Genomic DNA, 23,012 nt, shown 5'->3' with positions numbered 1-23,012 from the left:
TCTCCCGATACCGCGGCCCGCGGTGCCGAACCGGGTGACCTCCGCGCGCCGGGCCGCCCGGAGCCTCAGGGCCGCCGGTCCTGGGGATCGAACTCGGTGAGGACGTCGAAGTCCAGCCCGTCGGCGCGCGCCAGATAGATCCGCTGACGCACATGCCGGCCCCGCAGGTGCAGCAGCCCGCGCGGTCCCTCGTACGACACCGTCCCGGCAGCCGCGCCGATCGCCGTCACGTCCAGCGTCCCGGCCCCCTTGAGGAGCGCGGCGAGCAACAGCACTCCCTCGTAGCAGGATTCGCCGAGGCTGCCGAGCGCGGGCGCCTCGATGCCGTACCGCTCGGCATACTGGCCGTGGAAGTCCAGGGTGTCCTGGTTGGCGAGCGAGGCGAAGAAACCGGCGGTGCTGTAGAGATCCTCGGTGGCCGAGGGGCCGCTCGCCAGCAGCATGTTCTCGTCCATGAGGGTGCTGAGCCTGAGGCAGCGCGCCGCCAGCCCGTAAGCGGCGAAAGCCCGGTTGAAACGCACCGCGTCGCTGCCCACCAGCAGCATGAGCACCGCGTCCGCCCCGGATCGCTCGATGCGCCGCAGTACCGGTTCGAAGTCGTGCGTGCCGAGCGGGAGATAGGCCTCTGCCTCGACCGCTGAGCCGCACTCGCGCGCGTACCCGTGCGCCGCCCGTGCCGTACGCCGGGGCCACACATAGTCGTTGCCGACGACGAACCACCGCCGCACCCGCCGCTCGTGCGTCAAGAGCCGTATGGCGGGCCTCAGTTGGTCGCGTGGCGTCTCGCTCGTCAGGAACACCCCGGCGGTGTGCTCACCGCCCTCGTACAGGGCGGTGTAGACGTAGGGCACCCGGTGGGCGATCCGCGGCGCCAAAGCCTGCCGGACCGAGGAGATGTGCCAGCCCGTGACGCCCTGCACGACCCCCAGATCCACCAAAGCCTCGACGTGGTCGGCGATCTCCCGCGGTGACCGCCCGCCGTCCACGGCAACCAGCCGCAGCTCCCGCCCCAGCACCCCGCCCGCCCGGTTGACCTCCTCGGCCGCCAGCTGCGCGCACAGCTCGCAGGTGGGCCCGAACATCCCGGCCGGCCCCTGCATCGGGAACACGAGGGCCACGCCGAGCACGGAGTCGTCGGCCGTGAACCACTCGGCCGCGGGGGGAACGTGCCGGAACATGCCGTCATGATTTCCGGTCCGCCCGGTGAACTCCAGCCCGTCTCATACGATGTACACACCCCGTGACCTAGGAGCACGATGCCCACCTCATCCGCGCGTCCGCCCCGCGACCTCTTGCAGCTCCTGACCCGGGCCGAGCGGCTGGCAGCGCGCCGCCTCCAGGCCGCTCTGGAGGCGGAGGGCTGCTCCCTGGACACCTGGCGGGTGCTCGGGCTGCTCTCCGACGGGCAGGGGCAGCACATGACGGCGATAGCCGAGGCCGCGTTCCTGCCGCCGCCGACGCTGACCAAGCTCGTCGACCACCTCGTCGACCAGAACCTGGTCCACCGTCGCGTCGACCCGCTGGACCGGCGCCGCGTCCTCGTCCATCGCACTCCGCGCGGTGAGGAGTACTGGCGACGTGTCGACGGTGTGGTCCGCGCCGACTGGCCCACGCTCGACGACCGCGACGCGCTCGAACTGCGCACCCTGCTGGAGAAACTCGCGGGGGCCTTGGAGGGCTCCGTTCGGGTGTGATCGCGGTGTAGCGGAAAGTTACTTACGTGGTAAGGGAATGTATTCGGGTACAGAAAAGGTTGGCAATTACATCCAACCGTCCGAGGCCGTGCGCAGCGGCCGCGCAGCACCAGCGAGGCACCGTGAACCAGCCCACCCCTGAGCAGCCCGCCGACATCGTGGCCAGGCTGCGCGCCACCTTCCGCACCGGTCGCACCAAGCCCGTCGAATGGCGCACTTCCCAGCTGCGCCGCCTGCGCGAGATGCTCACCGAACACGGCACCGATCTCGCCGATGCCCTCCACGCCGACCTGGGCAAGAGCACCACCGAGGCCTACCGCACCGAGATCGACTTCGTGATCCGCGAGATCGACCACACCCTCGACCACCTCGACGACTGGCTGCGCCCCGAGCCCGCCCCCGTCCCGCCGCACCTCGGCACCGACGCCACCGCCTGGACGCAGGTCGACCCGCTCGGCGTGGTCCTCGTCATCGCCCCCTGGAACTACCCGGCCCAGCTCCTCCTCGCCCCCGTCGTGGGCGCCCTGGCCTCCGGAAACGCGGTCGTGGTCAAGCCCAGTGAGCTGGCCCCCGCCACCTCCGCCGCCCTGGCCCGGCTGCTGCCCGCCTTCCTCGACACCGAGGCCTTCGCGGTCGTCGAGGGCGGCGTCCCGGAGACCACGGCCCTGCTGGCGGAGCGTTTCGACCACGTCTTCTACACCGGCAACGGCACGGTCGGCCGCATCGTGATGCGCGCCGCCGCCGAACACCTCACCCCGGTCACCCTCGAACTCGGCGGCAAGTCCCCGGCGTTCGTCGACCGCGACGCCGACCTCACCGTCGTCGCCGACCGGCTGGCCCGCGGCAAGTTCCTCAACGCGGGCCAGACCTGCGTCGCCCCCGACTATGTCCTGACCGACCCGGAGACCGCGGCCGCCCTGGAGCCCGCGCTCAGCAAGGCGGTCGAGGCCCTGTTCGGCACCGACGCGTCGACCTCCGCCGAGTACGGCCGCATCGTCAACGAACGGCACTTCGACCGGCTGAGCGGACTGCTCGACTCCGGGCGGGTCGTCGTGGGCGGCGCCACCGACCGTACGACCAAGTACATCGCGCCCACCGTGCTCGCCGACGTCGACCCCGCCTCGCCCGTCATGCGGGAGGAGATCTTCGGCCCGATCCTGCCGATCGTCACGGCCCCCGACCTCGACGGCGCCATCGACTTCATCAACGACCGCGACAAGCCCCTCGCCCTGTACGTCTTCAGCGAGTCGCCCAACACGCGGGACCGGATCGCCGCCGAGACCTCCTCCGGCGGCCTGGGCTACGGCCTCCCGCTCGCCCATCTCACCGTCTCCGACCTGCCGTTCGGCGGCGTGGGGGAGAGCGGCATGGGCAACTACCACGGCCGCTACTCGATCGAGACCTTCAGCCACCGCAAGGCAGTACTGGACAAGCCGCTCGGCTGAGACGCGGTGGGGTGGACCGGCCCCTCCGTCCAGCTGCTTTCTGGGAGGCGGCGGCGGGGCCGCTCGGTTGAGGCGCGGTGTGGTGGACCGGCCTGCCTAGTCCCTGCGGCGACCGCTCGGCCGAGGCACGCCGTGGCGGACCGGCCGCACCCCCGCGGCCACCCCCGAGTGGCGCCGGACGACCCCGCAGCGACGGCGGCCCATGGTGAACTGGCCCCATGCGCGCACGTGTTGTGGGAGTCGACATCGGTTCCGTGGCCTTGGGCCGGTTCGCGTGGGCGGCGGTCGACGCCCCCGCGTCAGAGCTCGTGGCCCAGGGGAGCGATCCGGAGACGGCCGTCCGGGCACTGGCCGAAGGGCTGGTGTCGGACGGCCGGGCGGCGCTCGTGCTGGAGGCGCCCTTGTCCGTACCCGTTCCGGACGACTGGCGGGGCCTGGGCCGGGCGCGGGCCGGCGAGGGAAACCGGCCCTGGTCGGCCGGAGCGGGCGCCGGAGCCCTGGCCACCGGCCTCGCCCAGGCCGCCTGGCTGCTGGCCCGCCTGACCGACGTACTCCCCGGCTCGGCGGCCACCACCCGCCCCGACCGCTGGACGGCCCCCGACGGCCCCCGTCTCCTCCTCGCCGAGGCCCTGGTCTCCGGCGCGGGCAAGCCCGTTCCCACGGCCGCCGGACCGCACGCCGCCGACGCCGAGGCGGCCGCCCGGGGACTGGCCGAGCGTCTGCCCCACCTCACCACCGACGTCCGGTGCGCGCCGCACCGTCCGTTCAACCTGCTCGCCGCCGCCGCGCTCTGGGCCGGGCTGGACCTTCCGCCCACGGAACTCCACGACGAGGTCGTGGTCGTCCGGGCCCGTCCGGATGCGGGCCGGTCGGCCCCCTGACGGGTGACCGCCGCCCACGCGAGGGGGCCCGAGGTCCCCCAACCGATCACCGGGCGGGCCCTCGTCGACGGACGCACGCTCTACGGGAGGAGTCCCGCGCGCTGCCTCCTACGGCGCCTGCGATCCGATGGCGCCATGACACCTGGTGTACGGGAGCCGGCGCGCCTCCTCCTACGGCGCGTGTCATACGGTCGAGCCATGACGTACACCCAACTCCCGCACCCGCCCACCCGATGAGCGGCTGGTGGGACTACCTGGAGGAACGGACCCGGCAAAGCGTCGACGCCGACGTGCTGCACGACCGCCGGATCATGGCGCTGAAGTCGGTCTGGGAGGCCCTGCGACCGCTGGGACTGGGCCTGCGCGACGCGGAGATCGTGGTCCAGGCACGCTACGAGGCCCTCGGCGACCGCGTGCGGTTCCAGCCCCCCGATCCCCTCGACACCCCCTCGCTCGCGGCGCGCGCGGCGGCGTTTCCAGGCCGGGTCGCCGCTGTCGAGGCCCTCTGGGACGGCGACACCGTCCACGACTGGTTCGTGGTGCTGGTCGCGGTCCTGGACGAACCGGCTGGGGAGGGCCACCTGGCGATCGTCCACGACCGCCGGGGAGCCCCCTCACCGAGCGCCCGCGCGACCGAAGCGGGCCGGGCCCTGGCCGACCACCTCGGGGTCCCCTTCCACTTCGGCTCCCCGGACGTCCCCGACGACGAAGCCCCGCGCTGGCGGCGGTGCTGACGCACGGGTCCGTAAGGACACCGCGCACCCGCGAACCCTGTGTGACACTCCGCTGATGACCTCCGAAACGATCACCGCGGACGCCGCGGGCACGTGGAAACTCGGCGACCTCACCGTCAACCGCCTCGGCCTCGGCGCGATGCGGCTGACGGGCAGCGCCGCCTTCCACCACGGCACCCCGAGCGACCGGCACCGCGCGATCGCCGTACTGCGCAAGGCGATCGAGCTCGGCGTCGACCACATCGACACGGCGGCCTTCTACTTCTCCTCCCTGCGCTCCGCCAACGAACTGATCAACACGGCGCTGGCCCCCTACCCCGAAGACCTGGTCATCGCCACCAAGGTCGGCCCCTTCCGTGACTGGTCGGGGGAGTGGGGCACCTCCGCCCGTCCCGAGGACCTGCGCGGCCATGTCGAGGAGAACCTGCGCCAGTTGGGCCGCGACCACCTGGACCTGGTGTACCTGCGCCGCATGCGACAGGACTCCATCGCCGAGCACTTCGGCGCCCTTGCCGAACTACGTGAGGCCGGACTGATCCGCCACCTCGGCATCTCGTCCGTGCAACCCCACCACCTCGCCGAGGCCCAGGCCATCGCCCCGGTGGTCAGCGTCCAGAACCGCTGCGCCCTGGACCGCCCCGACGAACTCCTGCGCGTCTGCGGCGAACAGGGCATCGCCTACGTCCCGTTCTACGCGGTCGCCGGTGACGCGGGCGAGCACGGCGCGACCGAGAGCCACGACGACGAGGTGCTCGCGGTCGCGCGCGCCCATGGCGTGAGCCCCGCCCAGATTCGCCTCGCCTGGACCCTGCACCAGGGCCCGCACGTACTCGCCATCCCCGGCACCGGCAACCCCGACCACCTCGTGGAGAACCTGGCGGCCGGGGCGATCCGGCTGACCGAGGCCGAGCTGGCCAAGCTCAACTCCGCGCACGTGCCGAGGGGTTGATCAGTCCGTGTGGCCGATCACGGGATAGTGGTCGGACAGGTTCGTGTAGGTGTGGTCGGTGCCCCAGCTCGACACCGTCCAGGGCGCCGACTCCTCCTTGACGACCTCGTTCCGCCACACCGGCGGACGGGCGTGACCCGCGCGGTACAGGACGTGATCCAGGTCCTCGCGCGGGTCGTCCGGGTAGCGCTCCCGGGCGACGGAGTTCGCGCCGGTGTCGAAGGAGTACGGGTGCCCGGTGCGCGCGTCGGCGCCAACGAGCCCTCCATCGGCGAGCATCGAGGCGTACTCGGCGGAACGCGAATCGACGTTCAGATCGCCGGCGACGACGACCTGCTCGCTCGCGGGGATGTTCTTGGCGTCCAGGAACGCGTCGATCGCCCTGAACTGCCGGGCCCGCATCGCCGCCGCCTCACCGGCACCGCACCCCGGGTCCGTCGACTGCGCATGCGTGCCGACCACATGCACACGTGCCCCGCCGACGTTCAACACCACATACGCGAAGCCCTTGTTGGACCACCAGTCGGCCCCGCACGCGTCCTTGAACACATACTGCTCCTTGCGCAGTACCGGCCACTTGCTGAGCACCGCGACCCCGCCGTCCTCGGGCGTCGTCGCCGAGTACGCCCCGCCGGTCGCGTCCCAGCCGTCCTTGCTCCGCCCCACCACCGGCGTCTGGTACGGGTATTCGCCCGCCGCGGTCCGCTTCAGCGCGTCCGACGAGGCGTTGTCGAACGCCTCCTGGAGCACCACGACGTCGTTGCCGTGGAAGAAGGGGGCCTTGGGGATCTCCGCGCCCCTGTGGTCCTGGCCCCAGTTCGGATAGAGCGTCTTGCTGAACAGGAAGGCGTTGTACGTCAGCACGCGGACGGGCGTCACCTCGGGGGCGGCCGTGGCGGCGGGCGCGGCGGTGGCCGCGAGGGCGAGCGCGATCAGGGTCGCGCCCAGGGTGCGGCGCGGTGCGAGAGGCGTCACTGGATCTCCCTTGAGGGTGGAGGGGGTTGAGTGGCGCCGCACATCAAACCACCGGTGATTACTCCCAGGTAACTCCCGTGCGGGGAAAGAATGCCGGGCAGCGGTACGTTCGGCTCGGCCACCTCAGACCAGCCAGACCCCGCCCCGCATGAGATGCCGCCGGGGCAGCTCACGTTGCTCGTGCCAGGCCTGCACCGCGGTGGGTCGCACTTCGAAGAAGGCGTACGACGGGCTGTCCTGCCGTGGATCCCAGCCGGTCTTGGCCAGGAACGCCTCGGCGGCCTCGGCCGACACCTCGGTCAGGGGGTGAGTGCGGACGTCACCGTCGAGGAGCACCACATCCCGCGTGTCCGCCAGGGCCAGTCGGGTGCGGCCCCCGTCCCGCAGATTGCGGCCGGTCGGGTTGGTCACCCGGGTCACCAGCCACACGCGCTCGGCGTGCCAGACGAACCAGAGCGGCACCATGCACGGCACCCCGTCGCTGTCCGCCGAGGCCACCCAGATGTCGATCTCCCGCTCCAGGCGACCCAGGACATCCCGCTTGCGCTCGGCACCGCTGCGCGGCGGCGGCTCGTCGATCTTCATACCCGGACGCTAACCGCCGCACGGCCCACCCCACGTCGGTCCCAGGACGGGCGCTCGCTCGGTCAAGGGTCCTAGGCCGGGACCGGCCGGTCGGGGCAACGCATCGAGGAGCGGCTGTGCCGGTGGGCCGCCGGAGGCCAGGCCAGGGGAGCGGGCCCGGGCCCGCCCGCGACAGGGACCCCTCCGGTGGGGACCGGCGGTGCCGGAGGGTCGACGGGGGCCAAGCGGGGGGACCGGCGGTGCCGGAGGGTCGACGGGGGCCAAGCGTGGGGACCAGCCGTGCCCGAGGGTCGACGGAGGCCAGGTCACGGAACCGGCACTCGCCAAGCCGCCCCGCAGACCCCGCCGCCAAAGCGCCCGCGGGCGCCCACACCAAAGCACCCGACACCCCCCGCCCGGCCTCGCCGACCGCCCCTCCCGAAAGCCCCGCGACGGTCCCGCGAAGGCCCCGCCACAAGAACTGGCGCTCCCCAAGTTTTACGTATAACCTCTTCCGCTAATCGCCCTCCGGCGCCCGTCCTCCCACACCCGCCCTCCGGCACCCCCATGCCCTCCGAAAGGCTCCGATGAGACGCATCGCCCTGGTCACCCTCGTCGTCGACGACTGCGACGAGGCGATCCGCTTCTACACCGAGGCCCTCGGCTTCCGGCTCGCCGAGGACGCCCCGCGCCCCGACGGCTCACGCTGGGTCGTCGTCGAGCCGGCCGCGGAGGGCGGCACCGCCCTGCTGCTGGCCCGCGCCAAGGACGAGGCCCAGCGCGGCCGGGTCGGCGACCAGACCGGCGGGCGCGTCGGCTTCTTCCTGCACACCGACGACTTCGCCCGTGACCACGCCCGGATGAGTGCCGCCGGTGTGACCTTCCTGGAGGAGCCGCGCCACGAGCCCTACGGCTCGGTGGCCGTCTTCCAGGACCTGTACGGCAACCGCTGGGACCTGCTCCAGCCGGCCGGCTGACGCTTCGCCCGCCCCTGAACAGCCAGCTCTCTGAACCGCCCGGCCCCTGAACAGCCAAGCTCTTTGCACCGCCCCGCCCCTGAATCACCCAGCTCTCTGAACCGCCCGCTCGAAGAAAGACCCTGCCATGACTGCTACGCGCGTAGACGCTGATGTGATCCGCCGCCTCCCCAAGGCCGTCCTGCACGACCACCTCGACGGCGGCCTGCGCCCCGCCACCGTGGTGGAACTCGCGGCCGCGGTCGGCCACACCCTGCCCACCACCGACCCGGACGAGCTGGCCGCCTGGTACTACGACGCCGCCAACTCCGGCGACCTGGTCCGCTACATAGCCACCTTCGAGCACACCCTCGCCGTGATGCAGACCCGCGAGGGCCTGCTGCGCACCGCCGAGGAGTACGTCCTGGACCTCGCCGCCGACGGTGTCGTCTACGGCGAGGTGCGCTACGCCCCCGAGCTCAACACCAACGGCGAGCTGACCATGGCCGAGGTCGTCGAGACCGTCCAGGAGGGCCTCGCGGCCGGTATGGCGAAGGCCGCGGCCGCCGGGACGCCGGTCCGGGTCGGCACGCTGCTGTGCGGGATGCGGATGTTCGACCGGGTGGCAGAGGCCGCCGACCTCGCGGTCGCCTTCCGTGACGCCGGTGTCGTCGGCTTCGACATCGCGGGCGCCGAGGACGGCTTCCCGCCCGCCGACCACCTCGCCGCCTTCGAGCACCTGCGCCGCGAGAGCGTGCCGTTCACCATCCACGCCGGAGAGGCCCACGGCCTGCCCAGCATCCACCAGGCCGTGCAGGTCTGCGGCGCCCAGCGCATCGGCCACGGCGTCCGCATCACCGACGACATCGTCGACGGCAAGCTCGGCCGGCTCGCCGGCTGGGTGCGCGACCGCCGGATCGCCCTGGAGATGTGCCCGACCTCCAACCTCCAGACCGGCGCCGCGGACTCCATCGCCGAGCACCCCATCACCGCCCTGAAGGACCTGGGCTTCCGTATCACCCTCAACACCGACAACCGACTGGTGTCCGGCACCACCATGACCCGCGAGATGTCCCTGCTGGTCGAGGAGGCGGGCTGGACGCTGGAGGACCTGCGCACCGTCACGGTGAACGCCCTCAAGAGCGCGTTCATCCCGTTCGACGAGCGCGAGGCCCTCATCGAGGACGTCGTCCTGCCGGGCTACGCGCTCTGAAGCAGCCCGCGGACGTAGGCGGCCTGTCCGGCGTGCTCCAGATCGTCGGCCAGGACGCTGACCAGGCGTACGCCCAGCGTGACCGGTGGGTCCCAGTGGGTGTCCACGACACGTTCCAGGTCCGCGGCGGCCAGCCCGCGCAGCGCCTGGAGGCTCTGTGCGTGGACGGCGTCGTAGTAGCCGGTCAGCAGCTCCGCGGAGTCGACCCGCACCTTCGCGACCTGGGCGGAGGTGTGGCCGTACCCGTGGTCCTCGGGTGGCAGGTCGAGGTTGAAGCGCTTCTGCCACTCCTGGGCGAGCCAGACCTGCTCCAGGCCGAAGGCGTCGGCGAGGTGGTCGTCCTGGATCCGGGTGAGGTGCCAGACCAGCCAGGCGATGGAGTTCGCCTCCGGGCCGGGCCGGGCGTTGAGGTCGTCGGGGCCGAGGCCCTCGACGGCGGCGTGGACTTCTTCTTGGATGCGGCTGTATCCGTCGATGAGGATGTCCTTGGCATGCATACCGTCCACCATCGCGCACCCGGCCGACTCACGCGTCCGGAATCCAGCTGCCGTGGAAGCCGAGCGGCACCTCGCCCGGCAGCTGGATCCGGGCCAACGGCGCGCCGGTGAAGTCCTGCGCCGAGACCGACGGTCACGAGTCCGCGGTCGGGGACGGGCCGGGTCAGGGGCGCTGGGCCCCCTCCTGGAAGGTGTCCGAACCCCCTGTTTCCAGCAGCGCCATCAGGGCCCGGGCCGCCGGGCTGGTGGCCTGCTCGGGCGGCAGCAGGGCGACCGTCTCGTACACGGTCTCGCCGGTGCCCTTGACCGGCAGGGCGGTCAGTCCCGGCCGCTTGTGCCGGAAGTGGCGCGGTACGACGGCGACGCACAGGCTTTCGTCCACCAGGTCGAGCAGGCTGTGCACGTCATTGACCTCCAACGCGACCGACCGGCGCACTCCGGCCGCCGCGAACGCGGCGTCGGTGGTCCGGCGCGGCCCCCAGTCCGGGTGGAAGTCGACGAAGACCTCGCCGGCGAGCTCCTCCGGGGTCACGGCGGCCCCGGCCCGCGCCAGCCGGTGGGTCGGATGGCACAGCACGGTCATCGACTCGCCCGACAGCGGGACGACCCTGAGCTGGTCGAGGTCCTCCTGCTGCCCCCGTACCGCGAACGCCAGGTCCAGGCGCCCGGCCGCGACCTCCTCCGCGAGCGCGCCCGAGCCCGCCTGCCGCAGACAGATCTCCACGTCCGGATGGCTCCGCCGGAACGCGGCGAGCAGGCCCGCCACGTGCACCCCGGCGATGCACTGCTCCGAGCCGAGCGTGAGCATGCCGCGCAGCACCCCCTGCACCGCGGCGACCGCCTCGTGGGCCGACCGCACCTGTGCCAGGATCCGCTCCGCCTCACCCAGCAGCGCCCGCCCGGCCGGGGTGAGCGTCACCCGCCGGGTGGTACGGACGAACAGCGGTGTCTGGAGTTCCCGCTCCAGCGCCCGGATGGACGCGGACAGGCCCGACTGGGACACCAGCAGGCGTTCGGCGGCCCGGGTGAAGTGCTGGTCCTCGGCGACCGCGACGAAGTGCTGGAGATGGCGCAGTTCCATGACTCAGAAGCGTATCCGCTGAATTCCATCGGATTCTTCTGTTGGACCAATGCCCACAGGTCACGAAAGAGTGGGCAGGCGGTTCTCAGGTAAGCCGCCCCCACCGTGTCAACCCCTCTGGAGTCGCGTTGTACACCGCACACCCCGACCGCTACGCGGACATGCCCTACCGGCGCACCGGACGCAGCGGTCTGAAGCTCCCCGCGATCTCGCTCGGTCTGTGGCACAACTTCGGCCCGGCGGACCGCACCGTCGAGACGCAGCGTGCCATCCTGCGCCGCGCCTTCGACCTCGGGGTCACCCACTTCGACCTCGCCAACAACTACGGCCCGCCGCCCGGCGCCGCCGAGTCCGCCTTCGGCGAGGCCCTGAAGTCCGACCTCGCCGGCTACCGCGACGAGCTGGTCATCTCCACGAAGGCCGGCTATCTGATGTGGCCCGGCCCGTACGGCGAGTGGGGCTCGCGCAAGTACCTGCTGTCCTCGCTGGACCAGAGCCTGACCCGGATGGGCCTGGACTACGTCGACATCTTCTACTCGCACCGCCCCGACCCGGAGACTCCGCTGGAGGAGACGATGGGCGCCCTGCACACGGCGGTCCAGCAGGGCAAGGCGCTGTACGTCGGCATCTCCAACTACAACGCCGAGCAGACCCGCGAGGCCGCCCGCATCCTGGGTGAGCTGGGCACCCCGCTGCTGATCCACCAGCCGCGCTACTCGATGCTGGACCGCCGTCCCGAGGAGGAGGGCGTGCTGGACGCCCTGGACGAGGTCCAGGCCGGTTCGATCGTCTTCTCCCCGCTGGAGCAGGGGCTGCTCACCGGCCGCTACCTCGACGGCATCCCCGAGGACTCGCGGGCCGCGAGCGACAGTCCCTTCCTGAACTCCGACGCCGTCACCGAGGACCTCGTCGCCCAGCTGCGCGAGCTGAACGACATCGCCCAGTCCCGTGGTCAGACGCTGGCGCAGATGGCGCTGGCCTGGGTGCTGCGCGGCGGCCGGGTCACCTCCGCCCTCGTCGGTGCGAGCAGCCCGCAGCAGATCGAGGACAGTGTCGGCACGATCCGCAACCTGGACTTCGACGACGAGGAGCTGGCCCGCATCGACGCGGTGCTCAAGAAGTAGCGCCGTTGCTTCAGAGGCGTTCCTGGAGGCGGACGGTCACCGTGTCGCCCGCCTCCTTGCCGATGGCCTCGCGCACCTCGGCCTTCACGGGCAGCTTGTGCCTGCCGTCGCCGAGGGCCATGAAGGAGCTGCGGAAGGGGTGCCCGTCGATCGTGCCGCGCACCTTCACCAGACCGCGCGTGCCGAAGAACGCGACCGACTCGGGCCAGACCAGATAGGTCCAGCCGCCTTCGTTCGGGCTTCTGACCAGCTCGGCGGTGAACTGCCGGTCCAGTTTCACGGTCATGGTTGTCGCCTCTCGCTCGCGGTGGTCCTCCTCAGGAGACCACCGCGAGCGCCGGAACTCATCGTCAGGCGGCGGGCACCCGGTCCAGGAAGCCGAGGACCGACCGGATACGTCCCTGCTCGTCCAGGGTGATCACGTCGAAGCCGGCGACGGGCGCGCTGCCGTCGGCCTCGTTCACCAGTTCCCAGGAGAAGCGGGCGGTGTCGTGGTGGCCGTCGACGACCCCGGTGGGTCGGAAGGCGAAACCCGGGAACTGCTCGTGCGCCGCCGCGATCACGGCCGCGATCCCCTCGTGTCCGCCGACCTCGGTCAGCGGGTCGGTGTAGGTGCCGTCGGCGGACCAGGCGGCCGCGACCGCCTTGGTCAGGGTCTCCTGGTCGAGGGCGTTCCAGGCCTCGAAGTAACGCGCGACGGCACTCTCGTAACGGTCGGTGGTGGCGGGCATGAGAAATCAGCCTCCGTCGAGGTCGTATCTGCTGGTCATGGGCCGGGTCCCCGTGGGGTGACCCGGTACCGACAGCCTGCCCGCGCCGCCTCGGTCCGTCGATTACCTCTCACGTCATGGTGAGGCCCGCCGCATTTCGGCCAACTCCGGTGGTGAATATGCCAGGAGAGTGGCCAAAAAACCGTGGTGACAGTGTTTCGGTAGTGAACATACTCAACTGACAGAGCGTTCACATCCAGCGAGGATGTGATCACACACCGCACATGATCCACGGTACCCGCAGCACGCGAGCCGCACCGAAAGCGAGGCAAGCCGAAAGGCGCACGACGCGACGGGGGAGTGAACGTGCACGACGAATTCCTGTGCCATGTCACCGCGTACGGAACCTGCGAGGGGAAACGTATCGGCGTACCCCTCGGCAGCTATCGTGCCCCCACCCTCGCGCTCGCACTGTGGTGGCTGCGCGACCGGGCGTCCTGGATCGCCGAGCGTCTGGACCCCCGGCCCGACGTCGGCGGGATCCCGCCGAACGCGCTCGTCCCGGTCGCCGACACCGTCCCCGACGTCCCCGCCGTGCTGCGCGCCTGGTGCTGTGACGACGCCCAACAGGAGCGGGTGGCCGACGAGTTGGCCGCGGGGCGGCTGATCCGGATCGCCACCAGGGACGAGACCACCGAGTACGAGCTGCTCGCCGAGTCGGTCGACGCCCTGCGCATGCAGCGGACCATCCCGGCGCTGGTCGTCTCCGTGGGCTGAGCCGCCCGGAGCGGAGGCCGGACAGGCGCATATCCGTACGCATCGGTAGAATTTCGGCATGGCAGAGCGGCCGAACGCGCCGACTGCGCCCGAACTTGTCCTGGAGACCGAGACGGGCTCCATGGTGATGAGTCCGAGCCGCGACTATCACGTCGGACGCGATCCGTTGAGCGACATCTTCATCGACGACGCCCGGGTCTCCTGGCACCACGCGGTGCTGCGGCCCCAGGCCGACCACTGGACCCTGGAGGACGAGCACAGCACGAACGGCACCTACGCCGACGGCCGGCGCATCGACGAGTGGAGCGTCGGACCCGGCAGCGTGATCCACTTCGGCAGCCCCTCCGACGGCCCCCGAGCCGTGCTGACCGGCACCGCTCCGATGGTGCCCCGGGAGCGCCCCTCCGCGGTCTCCATGCCCGCCCTGACCGGCACCTTCCGCCAGCCCACCACCGTCAGGCCGCTGCCCACCCGCACCGTCCGCATCGGCCGCTCCGCCGACAACGACCTCGTCATCGACGACCTGGTCGTCTCCCGCAGCCACGCCGAGCTGCGCGCGCTCCCCGACGGCGGCTACGAGATCGTCGACCTCGGCAGCCACAACGGCACCTACCTCAACGGCGGCCCGGTCACCCGCGCCCCGCTCGGCCCCGGTGACGTCGTCGGCATCGGCCACTCCGCGTTCTGCCTGGTCGGCGACGAACTCCAGGAGTACGTCGACACCGGCGAGGTCTCCCTCGACGTGCAGGACCTGTCGGTCGCCGTCGACCACGGGCGCAAGACCCTCCTGGACCAGGTGTCGTTCCCGGTGGGGGAGAAGTGCCTGCTCGCGGTCGTCGGCCCCAGCGGCGCGGGCAAGTCCACCCTGCTCGGCGCCCTGACCGGCCAGCGCCCCGCCGACCACGGCACCGTGCTGTACGACGGCCGCGACCTCTACCGCGACTACGCCGAGCTGCGGCAGCGCATCGGACTGGTCCCGCAGGACGACATCCTGCACGCCCAGCTCACCGTCCGTGCCGCCCTGTCCTACGCCGCCGAACTGCGCTTCCCGCAGGACACGGCCAAGGCCGAGCGACGGGCACGGGTCGAGGAGGTCATCCGCGAACTGGGGCTGGAGCAGCGCGCCGACCAGGCCGTGCACAGCCTCTCCGGCGGCCAGCGCAAGCGCGTCAGCGTCGCACTGGAACTGCTGACCAAGCCGTCCCTGCTCTTCCTCGACGAACCGACCTCCGGCCTCGACCCCGGCATGGACCGCTCGGTGATGCACATGCTGCGCGGCCTCGCCGACGACGGCCGTACCGTCATCGTCGTCACCCACAGTGTCCTCAGCCTGGACGTCTGCGACCGGCTCCTCGTCCTCGCGCCCGGCGGCAGGATCGCCTACTACGGCCCGCCCGAGGACACCCTCGCCTACTTCGGCTACCAGCAGTGGCCGGAGGCCTTCGAGGCCTTCGAGCGCGACCAGGACCGGGACTGGGCGGGGGAGTTCCGCGCCTCGTCGTTCCAGCGGCGGTACGTCGGCGATGCCACCGGCCAGCCCCGGGTGCCGCGCTCGGGCCCCGTCGTCATCGCCCCGCCGCCCAGGCCGCGCAGCCGGGGTGCCCAGCTCGGCACCCTGATCCGCCGCTACGCCACCGCGCTCGCCGCCGACCGGACCTTCCTGGCCATCATGATCGCCCTGCCGTTCGTGATGGGCGCGATGGCCCGCGCGCTGGCGGGCAGCGAGCTGACCCAGGAGACGGCGATGAACGCGCTGCTCATCCTGTGCGTCGGCGGTGTGCTCACCGGCGCGGCCAACGCGGTGCGCGAACTGGTCAAGGAACGCACGATCTACCAGCGCGAACGCGCCGTCGGCCTGTCCAGATCGGCGTATCTGCTCTCCAAGGTCGTCGTGCTCGGCGCGGTCACGGTGCTCCAGGCGGTCGTCCTGACCCTGGTCGGCCTGTTCGGCGTCGACCTCAACGCACCCGGTGGCGAAGGCGTGTTGCTGCCGCCCCTGGTCGAGATCATCGTCGCCGTCGCGCTGCTGGCGTTCACCGCGATGATGCTCGGCCTGCTGGTCTCGGCGCTGGTGCGCAAGGAGGAGGTGACGATGCCGCTGCTGGTGCTGCTGGCCATCGTCCAGGTGGTCTTCTGCGGCGCCCTGCTGAAGCTGGACGGGGTGCCGGGTCTGGAGCAGCTGTCCTGGCTGGTGCCCTCGCGCTGGGCGCTGGGCGCGATGGCGGGCACGGTGGGTCTCGCCCGGATCGTGCCCGGCGAGCTGACCGCCGACCCGCTCCTGCGCCACTCGACGGGGGTGTGGCTGCTCGACGTGACCATGCTGGTCGTGCTGTCGGCCGTCTTCGGCCTCGCCGTGTCCCGGTTGCTGCGCCGGCACGAACCGGCCGTGCTGCGGAAGTAGAGGAAGCCCATGACGACCGACGACCCCGGGTGCGAAGGCAGGCGCGCATGATGACGACCCACCGCCGCGGGCGCGCTCGATGACGGCGCGGGACTCCGGGCGCGGAAGCGGGTGCACGGGATGGTGACCCCCGGCTTCCGGCCCACCCACGTCGTCCCGCAGAACGGCATGGCCGCCTGGGACGCCCCCGACCCCGCCCGGCCCACGGTCCCGCTCGATCCGTTGCTGCCGGTGCAGCTGGTGGAGCGGCGCGGCGACTGGGGGCACGTGCTGTGCGCCAACGGCTGGTCGGCCTGGGTCGACGGCCGCTGCCTGGTCGCCGTACCCCCGGACCCGCCCGCCGCGGACAGCGCGCTCGCCCGCACCGCCGATCCGCGCCCGCTGCTGGCCCGCGCCGAGCAGGCCCTGGCCGGCTACCGGGCCGCGGTCGAGGAACTGGCCGCGGGCGGCCTCAACGGCGAGGCCTTCCAGGCCCGCACCCGCGGACAGCGCATCGGAGTGGTCGTCGACGGCGAGTCCGTCTGGCTCTACGACGCCCAGCACGGCCGCTGGGTGTACGCCGACGGCACCCGACTGAGCACCTACGCGGCGGACGAGGCGCCCCGCACCGCCCCCGCGGACCACGCCGCCACCCAGGTCGTGACGCCCGATGGCCCGTGACACGAGCCTCTTCTCCGGACGGCCCTCCGAGCTGATCGGGCGGACCATCGCGGGTTACCGCATCGAGCGCGAGATCGGCCGGGGCGGCATGGCCGTCGTCTACCGGGCCCTCGACCTGCGCCTGGAGCGCACGGTCGCCCTCAAGCTGCTCGCCCCCGAACTCGCCCGCAACGACACCTTCCGCCGCCGCTTCACCCACGAGTCCAGGGCCGCCGCCTCCATCGACCACCCGCACATCGTCCCCGTCTTCGAGGCCGGCGAGACGGACGACGTGCTGTACATCGCGATGCGGTACGTCGAGGGCAGCGACCTGCGTCATCTCCTGGACCGCCGGGGCCCGTTGACGCCCGCGGCCGGTCTGCGCATCGCCGCCCAGATCGCCTCCGCGCTGGACGCGGCCCACGACCACGGGCTGGTCCACCGGGACGTCAAACCCGGCAACATCCTGGTCGCCCGCGGCACCGACAGCGACCACCCCGAGCACGCCTACCTCACCGACTTCGGCCTGACCAAGAAGTCGCTGTCGCTGACCGGCTTCACCACCGTCGGCCAGTTCGTCGGCACCCTGGACTACGTGGCCCCGGAGCAGATCTCCGGCAAACCGGTCGACGGGCGCTGCGATGTCTACGGCTTCGCCTGTGTCGTCTACGAAGCCCTCGCCGGACGCCCCCCGTTCCTGCGGGACGACGACATGGCCCTGCTGTGGGCCCACCAGTACGACGAGCCGCCTCCGCTCACCGAGTCCCGCCCCGACCTCGCCCCGGCCGTCGACGCCGTGTTCGCGCGCGGCCTCGCCAAGAGCCCCGACGACCGCTACGACTCCTGCCTCGCCTTCGTGGCGGCCCTGCGCGTGGCCACGACGTCCGGCGACCACCCCGGCGGCCACGCGCCGACGGAGGTGGACCTGAGGGTCGTGGGAATCCCGCGCGAGGGCCCGAAGCAGCCGCCGCCGTGGGCCCGGCCGGTCTTCAGAGGTGGCTAGGGCCTGCTGTGAAAGTGGCCGCCCTCCGAGCGGCGAGGCCACTTTCACAACACGCCCGAGGCCCTCGCCCACCCGGTGCCGGTGGCCCCGTCCGGACCCGTCGCGCCCCCGCGCCGCACCGGGCGGGCCAGCAGTGCGCCGAGGAAGCCCGCGACCAACCCCCACAGGGCCGCGAGGCCGACCGCGGTCCACAGCTCGGGCTTCAGCAGGAGTTCGCCGTTCAGGTCGCCGCCGAGGTCGCCGATGCCGAGGACCGACAGGCCGTAGTGGGCGGAGATCCGGCCCAGGAGGCAGATCATGAGGACGGTCAGCGCCAGGGCGACCGCCAGGTGCAGGGCGTGCTGCCAGGCGCGCACACCCGCCGGGGAGCGTGCCGCCATCACGAACGCGGCGGCCAGCAGCAGGACCGCGTCCACGGCGACCAGCCACCACACCCGGCCGTCGTACTCGGCCAGCGTGCGCAGGTTCAGGGTGGCGGTGTCCGAGCCGCGCAGGACCTCGTCCAGGACGTGCGGCATCGGCAGCCCGAACGGCCCCTCCACCCGGCCCTTCCAGGTGGCGCCCAGACCGAGCGTCAGCGCCAGCCACGCCAGGTTGGGCAGGCCGAGCAGGATCACGGCGAGCGTCTCGACCGCGTGCCCGCGCGTGAGCGCCACGACGAGTCCGATGACGACCCCGAGGACCACGTAGGCCAGCAGCAGGACCACCATCGCGTACGCCGCCGGCCGGACCGTCGCCTGGAAGCGCAGCAGCCGGGCCGGCAGCGGTGCGCCGCGCGAGACGAGCAGGGCCAGCACCAGGACACCCGCCAGCCACAGCAGACCGAGGCACAGTGTCTGCGGGACGTCCGTCTCGAAGCCGACCTTCGGTGAGACGCCGAACAGATCGCCGAGGTCGGAGAGCGTGTCGTCGCCGACCGAGAGCTGGAAGGTCTGCCGGGCGCCGAAGGCCAGTGCGAGCAGCGCGAGCAGCCACAGCGCGGCGACCCGGGCGGCCCAGCCGGCCAGTTCCCCAGCGCCCGCGACGGCCCGGTGCCGCAGGGGCCGCAGAAAGCCCGCGGCGATCACCAGGGCCCCGACGAGCGTGACCGACAGCGGGATCACGGTGAGGCCCGCCTCGGTGCCCGCGAGTCCACCGGCGTCCCCGGAGAGCTCGATGGTGCCGCCGACCGCGGTCACCACGGTCGCGGCCACGACCCGGGGGAAGGCCCCGTCGGGCAGGTCGGTGGCGCCCGCCGCCCACAGTCCGAGAGCGGCGGTCACGCCCATGGCGATCAGCCCGGACAGGACCGTGAGGAGGGCCTGCACCCAGCCGTGCGGGGCAATGGCCTGGTCGGAGCGGGTTTTCGGGCTCACCCTGCCACGCTAAGCAGCCCCCGGCCGCCCCGCCCGCCGAGAGGGCCGTCCGCGTCGGCTTGCGAGCGGCACCCGACCGGAGCACACAATGGGAATGTCGTGGATAAAAGCGGCGTAAACGCATCAAAGCCGCAGGAGTCCCACGTCGGGAAGAAGGGCTCGTGAGCGTCGAACCTCCGTCCTCCGGCCGGCCCACCGGGCCGCCCTCCGGTCCGCTGTCGGGACCCTCCCAGCCGCCCTCCGGGCCGCCGTCGCAGCCCCCGGGCAGCAGTGGGGGAACCCCGCCCCCGCCGGAGCCGCACCGCCCCTGGTGGCGGTCCGTGCCGCGGGTCGCCGTGCTGGCCACCGTGGTCGTGGCCGCGGTCGTCCTGGCCCTCGTCCTCAGCCGCTCCGACGGCGGCGGTGGCGGTTCGGCCAAGGGCGGCGAGGTCTTTCTCCAAGCCGCAGGCAAGAGCGGCCCGGACCCCTTCACCCCGTCCTCGGCGACGGACAGCTCCGCCGCGCCCGCCTCCACCGCCCCGGCCGACGAGTCTGCCTCCGCCAACGCGGTGCGCGGCGTCGACGGCGGCGCACCCGGCCTCTACGGCGGCACCCGCAACGTCGCCAGCTGCGACGTGGAGCGCCAGATCACGTCCCTGCGGTCGGATCCGCCGGTCAACCAGGCCTTCGCCTCCGTCGCCGGCGTCCAGCCCGACGCCGTCCCCGCCTACCTGCGCTCGCTCACCCCGGTCCAGCTGCGCATGGACACCCGCGTGACCAACCATGGCTACCGGGACGGACGGGCCACCAGTTACCAGGCCGTCCTCCAGACCGGCACCGCCGTCCTCGTCGACAGCCGCGGTGTTCCCCGGGTGCGCTGCGCCTGCGGCAACCCGCTGACCCCGCCCGTGGCCCAGCAGAGCACACCGAGGCCGACCGGCGACTCCTGGTCCTCCTACCGGCCCACGAACGTCGTCGTGGTCGCCCCCTCGGTCACGGTCGTGAACATCTTCGTGATCTACGACCCCGACTCCGACGACTGGATCGCCCGCCACCGCGGTGACACGGGCGGCAAGGACAAGCCGACCAAGCCGCCGGAGAACCCGGCCTCCCCGTCCCCGAGTGAGATCACGCCGACGCCGCCCACGTCACCGTCCAGCGTGCCGCCCGCCCCGGTACCGTGTCTGAACACCGCCACCGGCACCCCCAGCGGGCCGGTCACGGGCACCCCCACCGGTTCGGCGCCCTCGTGCCCGCCCACGTCGAGCGCCCCGTCCTCGACGTCGCCGAGTTCCGAGCCTCCCACGTCCGACTCAGGGACCACCGAGGACGAGCAGTCCGAGCCCGAGAGCTCGGCACCACTGGCCCCACCGGATTCCGACACGACGTCAGGGTCCGCCTCCACGGACACCGCCCCGGGGTCCGTGGTGACGCCACCGGCCGTGTGACCGACACGACTCGTTCGGGAGACTGCGAGACCCCTCTCGGGGTACGAGCACTGGTGTAGCAGGCGTCCGGCCAGTCCGGCTTCTTCCGAGAGAGAACGCATGATCGAGCACCTGGACGGGGCAGTGATGCCGACTGGTTTCGACGTGCCCGTGGACCCGCTGCGGCGGGCGGCCCACTACACCGGTGAACCAGGGTGCATCGCCGAGGCCCGTGGTTTCGCGGCGAACTTCCTGGACCAGCTCAGGAACGAGTGGTGCGCCGAGATCGACGGCCGGGCCGACGGCGAGGTGCTCCTGGTGGTCAGCGAGCTGGTCACCAACGCGGACCGGCACAGCAACGGGCCGTACATACTCGATCTGGAGGGCACGGACGCGGTGGTCACCGTGTCCGTCTACGACAGCAGCGCGGCGCTGCCCCTGCGCTTTCCCAGGGATCCCGAGCGCATCGGTCGGCATGGTCTGGAGATCGTGCACGCGCTGGCGGACGAGGTCAGCGCCGAGCGGGTGCCGGTCGGCAAGCGAGTGAGCGCGGTGCTCAGGCTCGACAAAGGGTGACCGTCGGAGCCGGCTCCGACGGTCACCCTTTGTCTCACTCGCCCTGTGTGTGTCAGGCGCAGCCCAGCTCGCCCAGCATCCCCGTGCGCAGCCGCGTGATGATCCGCTTGATCAACCGGGACACGTGCATCTGGGAGCAGCCCAGCCGTTCACCGATCTCCGCCTGGGTGGCCTCCTCCACGAACCGCAGGTGGATGATCTCCCGGTCGCGTTCGCTCAGCTCGGCCATCAGCGGGGCCAGGGACTGGAAGTCCTCGACCAGTCGCAGTCCGTCCTCCTCCACGCCGATGAAGTCGGCCAGCACGGACTCGCCGTTCTCGGGTCCGTCGCCGGTGAGCGCGGCGTCGAGCGAGGAGGAGTTGTAGCCGTTGGCGGCGATCTGGGCCTCGACGACCTCCTTCTCGGAGATGTTCATCAAGGTGGCCAGCTCGGCCACGGTCGGCTCCCGGTCCAGTCGGCTGGCCAGCTCCTCGCGGGCCTTGGCCAGCTCCACCCGCAGCTCCTGGAGCCTGCGCGGCACGTGCACCGCCCAGGTGGTGTCACGGAAGAACCGCTTGATCTCACCGACGATGTACGGCAGCGCGAAGGACGTGAACTCCACCTCCCGCGAGAGGTCGAACCGGTCGATGGCCTTGATCAGGCCGATCATGCCGGTCTGGACGATGTCCTCCATGTCGTCGCCGCGGCCGCGGAACCGTCCGGCGGCGAACCGCACGAGCGACATGTTCATCTCAATGAGGGTGTTGCGCGCGTACTGGTACTGGTGCGTGCCTTCTTCGAGCTCGGTGAGACGCCTGAAGAACTGGCGGGACAGCTCCCGCGCGTCGCGCGGAGCAACGCTCCGCGGGTCCACGATTCCCGGCAGTGTCGCGTCACCCGTGCTGCTGGTCCCGGCGGTTGTCTCCACGACCTGTGCCTCCGACCGGATCACGGCGGTGTCCATTACCTCTCCCACGCAAGTCACGGCTTGACGCCCTGCCTTTTCAGCCTCGGTTGTTCCCGGAAACTGCTCTTCGCGCTCTCCGGGTACCCCGATCGGGACGACGTATGCGTACGTCATCCTCTGGCCGGCGTGTCGCCCGCGGGTCCCGCCCTCTCGCGTACCCACCGGACGGCGGCGTATGCCCTTGGCGCGCAAGGGTTGTGCGGGGGAGGGCGGGGAGGTCGCGGGGGATGCGGCAGGCCTCCGCCAGTATGACCGAGGTCACATTTTCAGGTGGTGCGGGTGGCGGTGACCACCTCGTGAAGGTAACGCTTGGTGACCATGCCGCCGTACTGCGTGTCGAGCAGCTCACGGAGACAGGCGAGCAACCCGTGCCGGAGATCCTCCCGGAGGGCGCGGTGGTTCGAGTAGGTGAGCAGGACGTCTAGGTACTCCGCGGTCGTGTACGTGATGTCCTGGACGTACCGGTGCGCCTGGACGTTCTCCAGACGCGGGCAGTGGACGAGCTCCTCGGTCTGGGCGGGGATCTCGTCCGCCCCCCTGAGCAGGAGCCCGGGCGGCGTCTCCGGGTCCCAGCGCCGGTAGCACTCCTGGGCCTGGTGGAAGAACTCCGTGGTACCGCCCGCGACGTGGTGGGTGACCACGACCGCCAGCCGTCCTCCGGGTGTCAGCGCCTGGGCGGCCCTGTCCACGCGCGTGGCGGGATCGAGCCAGTGCCAGGCGGTCGCGCACACCACGAGGCCGAACGGGTCCGGCGGCAGGGGCCACTTGTCGAAGTCGGCCACCTCGACGTCGACGCGCGGGAACCCGCCGAGCCGGCGCCGCGCCACCGCCGCCATGGCCGGGCCCAGCTCCACGGCCGTGATGTGACAGCCGAACCCGGCCAGCGCGACGGTGAGTTGGCCGGTCCCCGGCGCCACCTCCAGCACCCGGCGCCCCGGCCCGAGGCCCGCCGACCGCCCCAACTCCTCGACCAGCGCGACCGGATACCGCGGCCGCGCCCGGTCGTACAGCTCGGCGTCCTCGTCGAACGTCTCCCTCAAGGCCACGGTCCGTGCCTTTCGCCTCGGCGATTCCACCCAGGGCAGA

24 protein-coding genes and 1 pseudogene are annotated in these 23,012 nt (G+C 71.9%); 14 read left to right on the top strand and 11 right to left on the bottom strand.

Features of this window, described 5'->3' with window-relative positions:
* Window positions 1-65: 65 nt before the first annotated feature.
* On the bottom strand, window positions 66-1,178 hold the full coding sequence (locus ACZ56U_RS11005) for a substrate-binding domain-containing protein (protein WP_469083722.1): 1,113 nt from the start codon (window positions 1,176-1,178) through the stop codon (window positions 66-68).
* Window positions 1,179-1,256: 78 nt separating this feature from the next.
* Here ACZ56U_RS11005 and ACZ56U_RS11000 point away from each other — a divergent pair, with 78 nt between their 5' ends.
* From ACZ56U_RS11000 to ACZ56U_RS10980, 5 genes are all read left to right on the top strand, one after another.
* Window positions 1,257-1,694: a MarR family winged helix-turn-helix transcriptional regulator gene (locus ACZ56U_RS11000; RefSeq protein ID WP_469083721.1), complete on the top strand. Its 438-nt coding sequence runs from the start codon at window positions 1,257-1,259 to the stop codon at window positions 1,692-1,694.
* Window positions 1,695-1,759: 65 nt separating this feature from the next.
* Entirely contained in the window at window positions 1,760-3,139 is a 1,380-nt protein-coding gene (locus tag ACZ56U_RS10995; protein WP_469083874.1) for an aldehyde dehydrogenase family protein, read from the top strand.
* Between the two features lie 218 nt (window positions 3,140-3,357).
* The gene (locus ACZ56U_RS10990; protein WP_469083720.1) at window positions 3,358-4,020 is read left to right on the top strand and encodes a hypothetical protein; all 663 of its coding nucleotides are present in this window, start codon (window positions 3,358-3,360) and stop codon (window positions 4,018-4,020) included.
* A 233-nt stretch (window positions 4,021-4,253) separates the two neighbouring features.
* The gene (locus ACZ56U_RS10985) at window positions 4,254-4,754 is read left to right on the top strand and encodes a hypothetical protein (RefSeq protein ID WP_469083719.1); all 501 of its coding nucleotides are present in this window, start codon (window positions 4,254-4,256) and stop codon (window positions 4,752-4,754) included.
* A 55-nt stretch (window positions 4,755-4,809) separates the two neighbouring features.
* A complete protein-coding gene (locus tag ACZ56U_RS10980; protein WP_469083718.1) occupies window positions 4,810-5,703 on the top strand; it encodes an aldo/keto reductase in 894 nt (297 codons plus the stop codon).
* Here ACZ56U_RS10980 and sph read toward each other — a convergent pair whose 3' ends face one another.
* Both sph and ACZ56U_RS10970 read right to left on the bottom strand, forming a co-directional pair.
* Window positions 5,704-6,678: a sphingomyelin phosphodiesterase gene (gene sph / locus ACZ56U_RS10975; RefSeq protein WP_469083717.1), complete on the bottom strand. Its 975-nt coding sequence runs from the start codon at window positions 6,676-6,678 to the stop codon at window positions 5,704-5,706.
* A gap of 123 nt (window positions 6,679-6,801) precedes the next feature.
* Window positions 6,802-7,263 carry a pyridoxamine 5'-phosphate oxidase family protein gene (locus ACZ56U_RS10970; RefSeq protein ID WP_469083716.1) on the bottom strand — a complete coding sequence of 154 codons (462 nt, stop codon included), beginning with the start codon at window positions 7,261-7,263 and terminating at the stop codon, window positions 6,802-6,804.
* 566 nt (window positions 7,264-7,829) lie between these two features.
* Between ACZ56U_RS10970 and ACZ56U_RS10965 the strand changes: the two genes are divergently transcribed.
* Window positions 7,830-8,219 carry a VOC family protein gene (locus ACZ56U_RS10965; RefSeq protein WP_469083715.1) on the top strand — a complete coding sequence of 130 codons (390 nt, stop codon included), beginning with the start codon at window positions 7,830-7,832 and terminating at the stop codon, window positions 8,217-8,219.
* A gap of 127 nt (window positions 8,220-8,346) precedes the next feature.
* The gene (locus tag ACZ56U_RS10960) at window positions 8,347-9,411 is read left to right on the top strand and encodes an adenosine deaminase (RefSeq protein WP_469083714.1); all 1,065 of its coding nucleotides are present in this window, start codon (window positions 8,347-8,349) and stop codon (window positions 9,409-9,411) included.
* On the opposite strand, the gene ACZ56U_RS10955 is transcribed toward ACZ56U_RS10960, so the two are convergent.
* From ACZ56U_RS10955 to ACZ56U_RS10945, 3 genes and pseudogenes are all read right to left on the bottom strand, one after another.
* The gene (locus tag ACZ56U_RS10955) at window positions 9,399-9,908 is read right to left on the bottom strand and encodes a mycothiol transferase (RefSeq protein WP_469083713.1); all 510 of its coding nucleotides are present in this window, start codon (window positions 9,906-9,908) and stop codon (window positions 9,399-9,401) included. The two genes, ACZ56U_RS10960 and ACZ56U_RS10955, sit on opposite strands and share 13 nt — an antisense overlap.
* Window positions 9,909-9,936: 28 nt before the next feature.
* Window positions 9,937-10,035: pseudogene (locus tag ACZ56U_RS10950) on the bottom strand (carotenoid oxygenase family protein); the annotation flags it as partial.
* Between the two features lie 36 nt (window positions 10,036-10,071).
* Complete coding sequence (locus ACZ56U_RS10945; protein ID WP_469083712.1) at window positions 10,072-10,989, bottom strand: LysR family transcriptional regulator; 918 nt, start codon at window positions 10,987-10,989, stop codon at window positions 10,072-10,074.
* A 128-nt stretch (window positions 10,990-11,117) separates the two neighbouring features.
* On the opposite strand from ACZ56U_RS10945, the gene mgrA reads away from it, so the two are divergent.
* On the top strand, window positions 11,118-12,113 hold the full coding sequence (gene mgrA, locus ACZ56U_RS10940; protein ID WP_469083711.1) for an L-glyceraldehyde 3-phosphate reductase: 996 nt from the start codon (window positions 11,118-11,120) through the stop codon (window positions 12,111-12,113).
* Between the two features lie 10 nt (window positions 12,114-12,123).
* Here mgrA and ACZ56U_RS10935 read toward each other — a convergent pair whose 3' ends face one another.
* Together ACZ56U_RS10935 and ACZ56U_RS10930 are read right to left on the bottom strand one after the other, a co-directional pair.
* On the bottom strand, window positions 12,124-12,399 hold the full coding sequence (locus tag ACZ56U_RS10935; RefSeq protein ID WP_469083710.1) for a DUF1905 domain-containing protein: 276 nt from the start codon (window positions 12,397-12,399) through the stop codon (window positions 12,124-12,126).
* Window positions 12,400-12,463: 64 nt separating this feature from the next.
* The gene (locus tag ACZ56U_RS10930) at window positions 12,464-12,844 is read right to left on the bottom strand and encodes a nuclear transport factor 2 family protein (protein WP_469083709.1); all 381 of its coding nucleotides are present in this window, start codon (window positions 12,842-12,844) and stop codon (window positions 12,464-12,466) included.
* A gap of 345 nt (window positions 12,845-13,189) precedes the next feature.
* Here ACZ56U_RS10930 and ACZ56U_RS10925 point away from each other — a divergent pair, with 345 nt between their 5' ends.
* The 4 genes from ACZ56U_RS10925 to ACZ56U_RS10910 all read left to right on the top strand — a co-directional run bounded on the left by ACZ56U_RS10925 (window position 13,190) and on the right by ACZ56U_RS10910 (window position 17,643).
* Window positions 13,190-13,600 carry a hypothetical protein gene (locus ACZ56U_RS10925; protein ID WP_469083708.1) on the top strand — a complete coding sequence of 137 codons (411 nt, stop codon included), beginning with the start codon at window positions 13,190-13,192 and terminating at the stop codon, window positions 13,598-13,600.
* Window positions 13,601-13,658: 58 nt separating this feature from the next.
* On the top strand, window positions 13,659-16,001 hold the full coding sequence (locus ACZ56U_RS10920; protein WP_469083707.1) for an ABC transporter ATP-binding protein/permease: 2,343 nt from the start codon (window positions 13,659-13,661) through the stop codon (window positions 15,999-16,001).
* Between the two features lie 120 nt (window positions 16,002-16,121).
* Complete coding sequence (locus ACZ56U_RS10915) at window positions 16,122-16,661, top strand: SH3 domain-containing protein (RefSeq protein WP_469083706.1); 540 nt, start codon at window positions 16,122-16,124, stop codon at window positions 16,659-16,661.
* On the top strand, window positions 16,651-17,643 hold the full coding sequence (locus ACZ56U_RS10910; RefSeq protein WP_469083705.1) for a serine/threonine-protein kinase: 993 nt from the start codon (window positions 16,651-16,653) through the stop codon (window positions 17,641-17,643). The genes ACZ56U_RS10915 and ACZ56U_RS10910 overlap by 11 nt, the downstream gene beginning before the upstream one ends.
* Before the next feature lie 44 nt (window positions 17,644-17,687).
* Here the strand turns inward: ACZ56U_RS10910 and ACZ56U_RS10905 are convergent, their stop codons facing one another.
* Entirely contained in the window at window positions 17,688-18,998 is a 1,311-nt protein-coding gene (locus ACZ56U_RS10905) for a streptophobe family protein (protein WP_469083704.1), read from the bottom strand.
* Between the two features lie 161 nt (window positions 18,999-19,159).
* Here ACZ56U_RS10905 and ACZ56U_RS10900 point away from each other — a divergent pair, with 161 nt between their 5' ends.
* Together ACZ56U_RS10900 and ACZ56U_RS10895 are read left to right on the top strand one after the other, a co-directional pair.
* Window positions 19,160-20,425, top strand: a complete 1,266-nt coding sequence (locus tag ACZ56U_RS10900) for a DUF6777 domain-containing protein (protein WP_469083703.1) — start codon at window positions 19,160-19,162, stop codon at window positions 20,423-20,425.
* A gap of 99 nt (window positions 20,426-20,524) precedes the next feature.
* Complete coding sequence (locus ACZ56U_RS10895; RefSeq protein WP_469083702.1) at window positions 20,525-20,980, top strand: ATP-binding protein; 456 nt, start codon at window positions 20,525-20,527, stop codon at window positions 20,978-20,980.
* Between the two features lie 52 nt (window positions 20,981-21,032).
* Here the strand turns inward: ACZ56U_RS10895 and ACZ56U_RS10890 are convergent, their stop codons facing one another.
* A complete protein-coding gene (locus ACZ56U_RS10890) occupies window positions 21,033-21,923 on the bottom strand; it encodes an RNA polymerase sigma factor SigF (RefSeq protein WP_469083701.1) in 891 nt (296 codons plus the stop codon).
* Between the two features lie 269 nt (window positions 21,924-22,192).
* Window positions 22,193-22,966: a class I SAM-dependent methyltransferase gene (locus tag ACZ56U_RS10885; RefSeq protein WP_469083700.1), complete on the bottom strand. Its 774-nt coding sequence runs from the start codon at window positions 22,964-22,966 to the stop codon at window positions 22,193-22,195.
* Between the last annotated feature and the right edge of the window lie 46 nt (window positions 22,967-23,012).

This window comes from Streptomyces sp. NPDC034103, assembly GCF_055575395.1.
The sequence above is the reverse complement of the archived record's forward strand: the minus strand, read 5'-3'. Positions and strand labels throughout refer to the sequence as shown.